Annotated in this window: 11 protein-coding genes; 10 read left to right on the forward strand and 1 reads right to left on the reverse strand. The window is 42.4% G+C overall.

Annotation, left to right across the window (positions count from 1 at the left end):
• Positions 1 to 12: 12 nt before the first annotated feature.
• Positions 13 to 2115: a phenylacetic acid degradation bifunctional protein PaaZ gene (gene paaZ / locus EGS71_RS20550; RefSeq protein WP_000892935.1), complete on the reverse strand. Its 2103-nt coding sequence runs from the start codon at positions 2113 to 2115 to the stop codon at positions 13 to 15.
• A 264-nt stretch (positions 2116 to 2379) separates the two neighbouring features.
• Here paaZ and paaA point away from each other — a divergent pair, with 264 nt between their 5' ends.
• The 10 genes from paaA to paaK are packed head-to-tail and all read left to right on the forward strand — an operon-like array spanning position 2380 to position 11676.
• Positions 2380 to 3318, forward strand: coding sequence for a 1,2-phenylacetyl-CoA epoxidase subunit PaaA (paaA, locus tag EGS71_RS20555; RefSeq protein WP_000431128.1), 939 nt, complete (start codon positions 2380 to 2382; stop codon positions 3316 to 3318).
• A gap of 32 nt (positions 3319 to 3350) precedes the next feature.
• Positions 3351 to 3641 (forward strand): 1,2-phenylacetyl-CoA epoxidase subunit PaaB, encoded by a 291-nt coding sequence (gene paaB / locus EGS71_RS20560; protein ID WP_000389648.1) that lies wholly within the window; start codon positions 3351 to 3353, stop codon positions 3639 to 3641.
• A gap of 12 nt (positions 3642 to 3653) precedes the next feature.
• A complete protein-coding gene (gene paaC / locus EGS71_RS20565; RefSeq protein WP_001016793.1) occupies positions 3654 to 4409 on the forward strand; it encodes a 1,2-phenylacetyl-CoA epoxidase subunit PaaC in 756 nt (251 codons plus the stop codon).
• A 16-nt stretch (positions 4410 to 4425) separates the two neighbouring features.
• Entirely contained in the window at positions 4426 to 4926 is a 501-nt protein-coding gene (gene paaD, locus EGS71_RS20570; protein WP_001177936.1) for a 1,2-phenylacetyl-CoA epoxidase subunit PaaD, read from the forward strand.
• A gap of 23 nt (positions 4927 to 4949) precedes the next feature.
• The gene (paaE, locus tag EGS71_RS20575; RefSeq protein WP_000077460.1) at positions 4950 to 6011 is read left to right on the forward strand and encodes a 1,2-phenylacetyl-CoA epoxidase subunit PaaE; all 1062 of its coding nucleotides are present in this window, start codon (positions 4950 to 4952) and stop codon (positions 6009 to 6011) included.
• A gap of 8 nt (positions 6012 to 6019) precedes the next feature.
• Positions 6020 to 6793: an enoyl-CoA hydratase-related protein gene (locus EGS71_RS20580; RefSeq protein ID WP_001156950.1), complete on the forward strand. Its 774-nt coding sequence runs from the start codon at positions 6020 to 6022 to the stop codon at positions 6791 to 6793.
• The gene (gene paaG / locus EGS71_RS20585) at positions 6793 to 7584 is read left to right on the forward strand and encodes a 2-(1,2-epoxy-1,2-dihydrophenyl)acetyl-CoA isomerase PaaG (RefSeq protein WP_000386290.1); all 792 of its coding nucleotides are present in this window, start codon (positions 6793 to 6795) and stop codon (positions 7582 to 7584) included. Before EGS71_RS20580 ends, paaG begins: the two co-directional genes overlap by 1 nt.
• 2 nt (positions 7585 to 7586) lie before the next feature.
• Positions 7587 to 9125: a 3-hydroxyacyl-CoA dehydrogenase gene (locus EGS71_RS20590; protein WP_000130572.1), complete on the forward strand. Its 1539-nt coding sequence runs from the start codon at positions 7587 to 7589 to the stop codon at positions 9123 to 9125.
• Positions 9126 to 9137: 12 nt separating this feature from the next.
• On the forward strand, positions 9138 to 10346 hold the full coding sequence (pcaF, locus tag EGS71_RS20595) for a 3-oxoadipyl-CoA thiolase (RefSeq protein ID WP_000390394.1): 1209 nt from the start codon (positions 9138 to 9140) through the stop codon (positions 10344 to 10346).
• 40 nt (positions 10347 to 10386) lie between these two features.
• Complete coding sequence (paaK, locus tag EGS71_RS20600; protein ID WP_000377856.1) at positions 10387 to 11676, forward strand: phenylacetate--CoA ligase PaaK; 1290 nt, start codon at positions 10387 to 10389, stop codon at positions 11674 to 11676.
• The last annotated feature ends 43 nt before the right edge of the window (positions 11677 to 11719 follow it).

Below are 11719 nucleotides of genomic sequence, written 5' to 3' on the forward strand. Positions count from 1 at the left end.
TCATTTTAAACATTAAGCCTCGCGAGCAACTAAAGTTAAAATGTCGTAAGTTGCGACAAGTTCACCGCGTTGGTTTTTGACTTTAATATCCCATACCACAACGCCATGTGCAGGCTGAGACGGGTCTTTTTGTGGTTTAGGGGTTTTCTGTTTACAGGTAAGTTCAACTTGGATTGAGTCACCAATTTTAACCGGTTCAACAAAACGTAAGTTGTCCATACCGTAGTTGGCAATCACTGGGCCTTGTGCTGCATCTACAAATAGACCTGCTGCGGCAGACACAATGAAATATCCATGTGCAACGCGTTCACCAAAGAAAGACTCGGCCGCTGCGATTTTGTCAGTATGTGCATAGAAGTAGTCACCGCTTAAACAAGCAAAATTGACAATATCTGCTTCGGTGACTGTACGGCGCGCCGTTAATAAACGCTCACCAATCACTAACTCATCAAAAGACTTTTTAAATGGATGTACGCGGTCTTCATTAACTTTTGAGCCAGCAGTCCATGAGTGAGTAATTTGTGTCAGACTGTTTGGAGAGCCTTGAATTGCAGTGCGCTGCATATAATGTTTAACCGCGCGAATACCACCTAACTCTTCACCGCCACCTGCACGGCCAGGGCCGCCGTGTACTAAATGTGGAAGTGGTGAACCATGACCTGTACTTTCTTTTGCCGATTCTGCATCGAGTACATGCACACGGCCATGCCAAGGCGCAATTTTTTGAATAATCTGTTCAATATTTTCATCGTTATTTTTAACGACAGAAGCCACTAAGCTACCTTCACCACGTGAAACAAGGTCAGCTAGTTCTTCAATGTTTTGATATGGCATGAGTGTACATACCGGACCGAAAGCTTCCGTGGTATGAATATTCGTTGCTTGTAAAGGTTGTTCGCACACCAATAAAGTTGGAGCGAAAAAAGCACCTTTTTCAGGATGGTCTGCATTAAATGTAAAACTATCGTTGCCACCAAAAACAATTTTTGCATCTTTGCTGAGTTCGGCAACTTTTTCTGCAACGTCATGTTTTTGTTTAATGCTCGCTAAAGCCCCCATGGTAGTTTCTTCTTTTTGAGGGTCGCCCACCACAACTTTAGCAAGTTTGGCAGTCAGCTTCTCTTGTACAGTCGCTAACAAGTTTTCAGGAACAAATGCACGACGAATTGCAGTACATTTTTGGCCTGCTTTTGTAGTCATTTCACGGAAGACTTCACGCACATATAAATCGACAGTTTCTTCATTTGCCTCAGGGCTTAAAATTGCACTGTTTACCGAGTCAGCTTCCATACTAAATGGAATCGAATATTTATTGAGGTGAGGGTGGTTACGTAGTTTTTGGCCTGTGTAGGCAGAACCTGTAAAAGTCACGCAGTCTTGTGGACCTAACTGTTCTAACAGGTCATAAGTCTGACCGCAAATGAGTTGTAGTGCGCCTTTTGGTAAGACATGTGTTTCTTCAATGGCTTTTACAACTGCTTGAGTTAATTGGGCACCATCGGTTGCTGGTTTCACAATACATGGCACGCCTGCAAGTAGCGTCGGTGCAATCTTTTCAAGCATTCCCCAAATTGGGAAATTAAAAGCATTAATATGAACGGCAACACCTGCTTTAGGGCTTAAAATGTGTTTAGCGCCGAAAGTGCCGTTTTTAGATAATTGAATCCAGCTATCTTCAGTAATAATTTTTTCATCATTGAGTTCACGGCGAACCAGACTTGAATAAGCAAATAATGTCTGGATGCCACCTTCAATATCAATCCATGCATCTTTACGAGTTGCACCTGTTGCATAAACAAGTTTGTAGAAGTCTTCCTTACGTTCAAGTAAATGTTGGGCAATTTGTTTTAACGCATTAGCACGTTGGTGAAACGTCCAGTTAGCCAGTTCTGAACCATTCTGTTTGGCATACTGAACAACACGTTTCATATCTATGCCATGACTACTTACGGCATAAATCGCTTCACCTGTAATGGCATGATAAACGGTACGTAATTCTTCGTCAGACGAATGCCATGTTCCATAGACATAAGAAGCAAGGTGAGGCAGTTGATGCTCAGACTGCTGAAAATCTGTGTCAGTTGAGGTTCCTTCTAGGTGTGCTTGTTCAAGCATGACCAAACTCCTTTTTATTTGATACATCAATTATAAAAATTGCAAAAATATGATTCATAATTTCAGATTAATTTGTATAAAAGTCAACTTTATTTTGATTTTTAAACGTAAAAAAGTTTTTTACATTTAAATTAATTTTATTAATTTCAATAACTTGATTTGTTTTATTGTTGTGGATTTAATTTGATACTAAAAAATTAGTTGACTTTGTTTTTTGTGTATCGAAAAATAGATTTAAGGGTGATACCTACAGGGAATGAAAGAATGGAAAACAATTACCAGAAATTTGAACAAAATATTGCCAATGAAATTACGATCGAGGCTAAGGATCAAATGCCTGATGCCTACCGCAAAACATTGATTCGTCAAATCGGGCAACATGGCCATTCTGAAATTGTAGGTATGTTGCCTGAAGGAAACTGGATTACTCGTGCGCCAACTTTAAAACGCAAAGCGGTTTTGCTCGCGAAAGTACAAGATGAAGCGGGTCATGGTTTATATCTGTATAGCGCAGCAGAAACCTTAGGTGCTGACCGTGATGACATGATGGAAAAGTTGATTAATGGGAAAATGAAATACTCATCAATCTTTAACTATCCAACTTTGACTTGGGCAGATGTCGCTGCAATTGGTTGGCTTGTCGATGGGGCAGCCATTGTGAACCAAGTTGCGCTTTGCCGTACTTCATATGGGCCATATGCACGTGCGATGGTACGTATTTGTAAAGAAGAAAGTTTCCACCAACGTCAAGGTTTTGAAGCCATGATGGCTTTGGCAAACGGTACACCGGAACAAAAGCAGATGGCACAAGATGCAGTGAACCGTTTCTGGTGGCCAGCACTCATGATGTTTGGTCCAAGCGATGAACATTCTCCAAACAGCGCACAAAGCATGGCGTGGAAAATCAAACGCTTTAGTAACGATGAATTACGTCAAAAGTTTGTCGATAACACTGTACCGCAAGTGTTGCAACTTGGCTTGGAAGTACCGGACCCAGATTTAAAGTTCAATGAAGAAACAGGACACTATGAGTTTGGCGAGATTGACTGGCACGAATTTAATGAAGTGATTGCCGGACGTGGACCATGTAATCACGAGCGTATCGAAGCACGCCGTAAAGCATGGGAAAACGGCAAATGGGTTCGTGATGCAGCCGTGGTCTACGCGAAAAAACAGCAGCTTGAAGCGAACAAAGTGGCTTAACAAGATTTATGGAAAAATTTGAGGAAATCAAAATGGAAGATAAAAACAACTGGTCGCTCTACGAAGTATTTGTACGTAGTAAACAAGGCTTAAGCCACCGTCACGTAGGCAGCTTAAGAGCACCTGATGATGAAATCGCACTACAACATGCTCGTGATGTTTACACGCGTCGTAATGAAGGAATTAGCATTTGGGTAGTTCGTTCAGAACTGATTAAGTCATCACAGCCAGATGAAAAAGCTGAATTTTTCGATCCTTCTTTAGACAAGGTTTATCGTCATCCGACTTTTTACCATATCCCAGATGGCATTGAGCACATGTAAGGGGAATGGCAAATGAATCATTCAGTTTTATCTAAATTCTTATTACATATTGGCGATAGCCAACTGGTTTTATCTCAGCGTTTGGCTGAATGGTGCGGGCATGCACCTGAGCTAGAAATTGATATTGCCTTAGCAAATATCGGCTTGGACTTGTTAGGTCAAGCAAGAAACTTTCTAACTTTGGCTGGTCAATATGATGAAGCTAAGCGTGATGAAGACCAACTTGCGTATTTCCGTACAGAACGTGAGTTTTTAAACCTCTTGTTGTGCGAACAACCCAATGGTGACTTTGCACAAACGATTGTACGCCAGTGGTTGATGGACCATTACCATCTTCATTTATTTACGGCTTTAGCGCAAAGCTCACTTCCTGAATTAAGCGCGCTTGCTGTGAAATCTTTAAAAGAAGTGAAGTATCACATCCGCTTTTCAACAAGCTGGATGGAACGTTTAAGTTTAAGTACAGATGAAGCACATCAACGTGTGCAAGACGGTTTAAATAATTTATGGCGCTTTACCGCTGAATTATTTGAACTGAGTGCAGACGAACAAGCATTAGTTGCAGAAGGTGTGATTCCAGATTTTTCAAATGAAAAAGAACAATGGAACCAAACTATTGCAGATGAGCTTAAGCGTTTTGAATTAAATGTTGCTGTGAACGGTGCTTATCGCCGTGGTGCGAAACAAGGATTGCATACCGAGCATTTGGGTTATTTGTTGGCTGAAATGCAATGTATTCAAAGAACTTATCCGGGAATGACCTGGTAAGACAAGGAGGTGAGCCATGCAAATGATTCGTCATTGCATCGACCAATGTTGGGATGTTCTACAAACGGTAAGTGACCCTGAAATTCCGGTTTTATCGGTTGTCGATTTAGGCATGATTCGCGGTGTAGAGATTAACGATCAACAAGAAATTATTGTTCGGCTAACTCCAACATATAGCGGTTGCCCAGCAACAGATATGCTCAAAGCACAAATTGTTGAGGCATTTACCGCAGAAGCTTTGACACCGGTCAAAGTCATGGTCGATTTATCAGAAGCATGGACCACGGACTGGATGTCTGATGCGGGTAAAAAGAAACTACAAGTTTATGGCATTGCACCACCTGAAGGGTTGGCGCATCAGTGTGGAACTCACGTTCATTTAAATGATGGTGTCGAGTGCCCACGTTGCAAAAGCCGACATACCCGACTGTTAACAGAGTTTAGTTCCACCGCCTGTAAAGCACTTTATAAATGTCAGGACTGTCTTGAGCCTTTTGATTACTTCAAATGTATTTAAGTCTTTAGATAAGGAAATCAGCCATGAGCCAATTTGTACCATTAAAAGTAAAAAGTATTACACCGCAAACCGATCAGGCAATTTGTATTGCATTTGACGTTGTACCTGAACAACAAGAACAATTTCAATTTCAACCGGGACAACATTTAACCATTCGCCATTTAACTGAAGCGGGTGAAATCCGCCGTTGCTATTCAATTTGTAGCTATGCGGGCAAAGAAGACATCAGTATTGCGGTTAAAAAAATTGATCAGGGTCAATTTTCAAACTGGGCCAATGACCATTTAAAAGTGGGCGATGTGCTTGAAGTCATGCCACCACAAGGTGTGTTTTTTCAAAAAGCAGCCAAGATGGGCGGACAAAACTATTTAGGCGTTGCGGCAGGCAGTGGTATCACGCCAATTCTATCAATTATTAAACAAGTTTTATTTGAACAACCTGAAGCTAATTTTACCTTGCTCTATGGCAATCGCTCATGGAAACAAACTATGTTTGCCGAGCAAATTATGGATTTGAAAGATCAGTTTAAAGAACGCTTTCAACTCATCAATATTTTTTCTCGTGAGTTCAACGATAGTGAACTCATGAACGGTCGTATTGATGCAGAAAAGCTTAAGCAACTTTTTGATTTTGAAGTGCTTGAAACAAATTTCGATCATGTGTTTGCCTGCGGCCCGGACGAAATGATGAATGCCGTAGAAAATACTTTACCGAACTTTGGTATTGCCAAAGAGCGCATTCACACCGAACGTTTCCATACAGGACAAGCGCGTAAACGTAGTGTTGAAGCGGATGCAAACCGTAAAGAAGAAAAGGTCAACATCATTTTAGATGGTCGTGAACTGATTGTTTCTGTGGCTCAAGATGATGAAAGTATTCTTGATGCGGCTTTACGTGCAGGTGCTGACTTACCGTATGCATGTAAAGGTGGAGTGTGTGCGACCTGTCGTTGTAAGGTGCTTTCTGGCGAAGTCGATATGTTCCTTAACTATAGTCTTGAAGAAGATGAAGTGGAAAAAGGCTATGTGCTGAGCTGTCAGACCTTACCAAAAGGCTCAAATGTTCGCTTGAGTTTTGATGAATAGAGGCTGTCATGCAAGAGTTGATCAAAGCCAGTACAGCTGCTGACGGTGTTTTATTATTAACTCTAAACCGTCCGGAAAAAAGAAATGCCTTAAACAATGCAACATTGCAGTGTTTATGCGAGTTGCTCGAAGAAGCTGAACATAATGCTCAAGTCAAAGCGGTGGTTTTAACAGGTAATGCTCAATGTTTTGCGGCTGGAGCAGATCTTAGCGAGCTGGCTGCAATGGATGCCGTGACTTTACAACTCGATATTCGCCCGAAGCTTTGGCAGAAAATTGATGCGTTTAGTAAGCCACTCATTAGCGCAGTCAATGGCTATGCCTTGGGCGCTGGGTTTGAGTTAGTTTTGCATTCAGATATGGTGATTTGCGGTGAAAATGCCCGATTCGCTTTACCTGAAATTGGCCTTGGTATGTTGCCGGGTGCTGGCGGAACACAGCGTTTAGCACGCTTGGTTGGACAACAACTCACCATGCGCTGGGCTATGACAGGTGAAATGATTTCGGTAAAACAGGCAGAGCAATATGGCATTTGCAGTCAAGTGGTGCCGACCGAATTAACCGTTGAATATGCGGTTCAACTTGCAGCCAAAATTGCTAAACAAGCGCCTTTAGCGATTCGCGTGATTAAACAATCAATTAAAAGTATTCATGAAACAACATTAAGTCAGGGACTCAAGTTTGAACGTCAAAACTTTGTCTGGCTGGCAGCTACAAAAGATCGAAACGAAGGGATTAATGCTTTCTTTGAGAAAAGAAAGCCAGTGTTTAGAGGTGAGTGATGGACTATCAAAATATTATTGCTGAAGAAAAAAATGGTGTTGGCTACCTGACATTTAACCGCCCAAAAGCACTGAATAGCTTTAACGTTGATATGCACCGTGAAGTGGCTGATGTTTTAAACCAGTGGACCAAAAGTCCGGATGTTCGTTGTGTTGTGATTAGTGGTGAAGGCCGTGGCTTCTGTGCAGGGCAAGACTTAGGCGACCGTGTAGTTGACCCAAACGCTGAAGCTCCAGATTTAGGATATTCCATTGAAACTTACTATAACCCGCTCATTAAAACGATTGTAAATATGCCAAAGCCTGTGATTTGCGCGGTAAATGGTGTAGCAGCAGGTGCAGGGGCAAATATTGCACTGGCATGTGATTTGGTGATTGCAGCTAAATCGGCAAACTTCGTACAAGCATTTTGCCGCTTAGGTTTGGTTCCAGACTCGGCGGGTACATGGTTTTTACCACGTGCTGTAGGTCATGCGCGTGCTATGGGATTGGCTTTGTTAGGTGACAAGCTCCCAGCAGAAACCGCAAAAGAATGGGGCATGATTTGGGATGTGGTTGAAGATGCCGAGCTTAAAACAAAAGTGACTGAACTTGCTGAACGTTTAGCAAAACAACCTACTTTTGGCTTATCTCTTATTAAAAAGGCCATTCATCAATCAAGCAACAACACTTTTGATGAGCAAATGTTGTTAGAGCGTGATTTACAACGTATTGCGGGTCGTTCCGAAGATTATCGTGAAGGGGTACAAGCCTTTATGAATAAACGTGAACCAAATTTTAAAGGGCGCTAAGCATGACAGATTTAGACTTATCTCGTGCCCGAATTGCCGTTATTGGTTCTGGCACCATGGGCATCGGCATTGCTCAGTTAGCCATTGTTAATGGGCACTCGACTGTTTTATATGATCTGGACGCTCAAAAAGCGCAACAAGCCACTCATGGCTTAGGGCAGACATTTAAAAAGCTGGTTGAAAAGAGCAAGCTCACAGAGCAGCAAGCGGATGAAGCTTTAGCGCGTTTAACGGTGGTCAATCAAATTGAAGCTTTAAGTGAGGCTGACTTAGTCATTGAAGCAGTGGTTGAGAAAAAAGAAGTTAAACAGTCTTTATTTAAGCAACTCGCTGAGATTTGTAGTGCGCAAACCATTTTTGCAAGCAATACATCTTCAATTTCAGTGACTGCAATTTCGGCGGGCATTACTCATCCTGAGCGCGTAGTGGGTTTACACTTTTTTAACCCTGCACCAGTCATGAAACTGGTTGAAATTGTACAAGGCTTAAAAACACCAAACAGCTTATGTTTGGCTCTAAAAAACTTGATGTTGAATTGGAAAAAAATTCCGGTACTCACCAAGTCGACTCCCGGATTTATTGTTAACCGAATTGCACGGCCGTTTTATGCAGAAGGCTTTAGAGCACTGCAAGAACAAGTCACCAGCTACGACCGACTAGACTATGCTTTAAAGCAATGTGGTGGTTTTGCGATGGGGCCTTGTGAACTCACCGACCTCATTGGGCAAGATGTTAACTTTTCGGTGACCCAAAGCGTTTACCAAGAGTTTTTTTACGAACCACGCTACCGTCCAAGCCTCATTCAAAAAGAATTGGTCGATGCAGGAGCTTGGGGCCGTAAGTCAAAACAAGGCTTTTACAGCTATAACGAAAAAAATCAGTACGAGACATTTCAGCCTCAAGCTGTGGTTGCCAAACCAGTCGATGCCCATATTCAGCTAAAAGGGACTTGGTCTCAGCTACCTACGTTTTTAACGCGTTTAGGTTTAAAAAGCGGATCTGCAAGTGACGACAATATTCTTCAAATTGATGATATCGACTTACGCTTAAGCCAAGGTGAGTCAGCCAATATTCATTACCTAAGCCGTAAAGTAGTTTTAATGGATTGGCATCATGATTTTGAAAAAGCTCAGGCTGTGGTGCTTAGTCATAACGAACTTTGTGAAGCAAGTGATCTCGCTAAAGTTGAAGCGTACTTTGCACAGTTTGGTATCAGCGTGATGTGGATTAAAGACCATCCCGCACTGTTAACCTTGCGCACCATCGCTTTACTCATTAATGAAGCCTGTGAAGCAAGTTTACATGGTGTTGCGAGTCTGGAAGATATTGATAATGCCATGAAATATGGAGTGAATTATCCTAAAGGTCCTTACCAGTGGTTGACACAAATGGGTGGTGCGTATGTGCTCCAAACCTTAAATAACTTATATGCACTGTATGGAGAGGAAAAATATCGCGCGAGTATCTACCTCAAGCAATATGTAGCGAAAACTCAAAACATTGCTACCCAATATTCACGTGATATGACCGAATTTGCATAATCAGGAGTCAACATGGAAGACGTTTTAATTTGCGATTTTATTCGTACCCCAATTGGACGATATGCAGGTGCCCTAAGTGCTGTACGTGCAGATGATTTAGCTGCATTGCCCATCAAATATTTAAAAGATAAACACCCGAACCTACCGTGGAATACGGTAGACGAAGTGTTTTTGGGATGTGCCAACCAAGCAGGTGAAGACAACCGTAACGTTGCACGTATGGCAACACTCTTGGCAGGCTTACCTGATACAGTACCAGCCATGACCGTCAATCGCTTATGTGCTTCGGGTTTAGATGCGGTAGGCCTTGCTGCACGCTCAATTAAAGCTGGTGAAGCACAATTTGTGTTGGCAGGTGGTGTAGAGTCCATGAGCCGTGCGCCATTTGTACAAGCTAAACCAACAGAAGCGTTTAGCCGTACACCTGAAATTTATGACACCACCATTGGCTGGCGTTTTGTAAATAAGCAACTTAAAGCGCAATACGGCACCGACAGCATGCCTGAAACTGCCGAAAATGTAGCTGAAAAATACCAGATTAGTCGTGAAGACCAAGATGCGTTTGCATTGCGTAGCCAACAAAAAACGGCTGCGGCACAACAAAACGGTTTCTTTAACGATGAGATTTTGCCTGTCGAGATTACAGACCGTAAGAAAAACGTGGTTGTGGTGAACCGTGATGAACATCCGCGTGAAACAACACTTGAAGCACTCGCTAAACTAAAAGCACCATTTAAAAAAGAAGGCGGTTCGGTGACTGCCGGAAATGCCTCTGGTGTAAATGACGGTGCCGCGTGTGTGTTAATTACCAACCGTGAATTTGCAGATACACATGGTTTAAAACCTTTAGCACGTGTAATTGGCATTGCAAGTGCAGGGGTTGAACCCAAATATATGGGTATAGGTCCTGTTCCGGCTGTGCAGAAAATTTTAAAGCAAACAGGTTTAACGCTAGATCAGATGGATGTGATTGAGCTGAATGAAGCATTCGCAGCCCAATCTTTAGCTTGTATGCGTGAGCTTGGTCTAAAAAATGACGATGAACGCGTGAACCCAAATGGTGGTGCGATTGCGTTAGGCCATCCGTTAGGTATGAGTGGTACACGTTTAGTGATTACGGCAACACGTGAGCTAAAAAAACGCGGTGGACGCTATGCACTTTGCACGATGTGTGTAGGTGTTGGACAAGGCGTCGCACTGATTTTGGAAAACTTAAATTAATTCAGACGGTTTTTAAAATTACATAATGAGGAGAGAGGCGATGGACAGCCTTACAATGGATAATGTTGAGCAATTAACACTTGCAGAGCTTAGAGAGCTGCAAACGAAACGGTTAAAGCAAACCCTGACTTTTGTATATGAAAATAGTCCGGTCTATAAGAAAAAGTTCGATGAAGCGGGTGTACATCCTGATGACTTCGTAACTTTAGATGATCTGGCAAAGTTTCCATTTACCACCAAACAGGATTTAAGAGACAACTATCCTTTTGGGATGTTTGCCGTACCGCAAGAGCAAATTGTGCGTTTACATGCATCATCAGGCACAACTGGCAAACCGACGGTGGTGGGCTATACCCAAAAAGATATTAACACGTGGTCGGATATTGTTGCGCGTTGCTTACGCATGGCAGGTTTAACCGCGAAAGATATGGTTCAGGTGGCTTATGGCTATGGACTGTTTACTGGTGGTCTAGGCGCACATTATGGTGCCGAGCGCTTAGGTGCAACGGTTATTCCAATGTCTGGCGGGCAAACTGAAAAGCAAGTTCAGCTTATTCAAGACTTTAAACCGACTGCAATTATGGTTACGCCATCGTATTGCGTGAGCATTATTGAAAAGCTTGAGCAACAATTTGGTACTGCACGTAATACGTCTTTAAAAGTCGGTATTTTTGGTGCCGAGCCGTGGACCAACGAACTGCGCCGTGAAATTGAAGAACGTCTCAATATTAAAGCACTCGATATTTATGGTTTGTCTGAGGTGATGGGACCGGGTGTTGCGATGCAGTGCTTAGGTGAGGGCGAGGGATTAACCATTTGGGAAGATCATTTCTACCCTGAAATTATTAACCCTGAAACAGGTGAAGTCTGTAAAGATGGCGAACTTGGCGAGCTAGTCTTTACAACCATTACCAAAGAAGGCTTACCGATTATTCGTTATCGTACTCGTGATTTGACCCGCTTACTGCCGGGTGAAAATCTGGCAATGCGTAAAATGGATAAAATAGTGGGCCGCAGTGACGACATGCTGATTATTCGCGGTGTGAACGTTTTCCCGACCCAAATTGAAGAGCAAATTTTGCAAGTTCCACATTTAGTTCCAAATTATGAAATTTTGGTGACTAAAAAAGGCCATATGGATACTTTGCATATTCGTACAGAGATGTGTCATAACTGTACTATACAGGCCAATCAACTTGCTCAGGAGTTGATGAAACGTATTAAAACCATGATTGGGATTAGCGTTACTGTAGAAGTTGTGACAGAAGCGACCTTACCTCGTTCGGAAGGCAAGGCAAAACGGGTAATCGATATGCGTCAGATTGCTTAACATCAAGATCATTCAGGGTATAGAATCTATACCCTGAAACTAA

The sequence above is a fragment of the Acinetobacter sp. FDAARGOS_559 genome (assembly GCF_003940475.1).
In the GTDB taxonomy this organism is placed as follows: domain Bacteria; phylum Pseudomonadota; class Gammaproteobacteria; order Pseudomonadales; family Moraxellaceae; genus Acinetobacter; species Acinetobacter baumannii.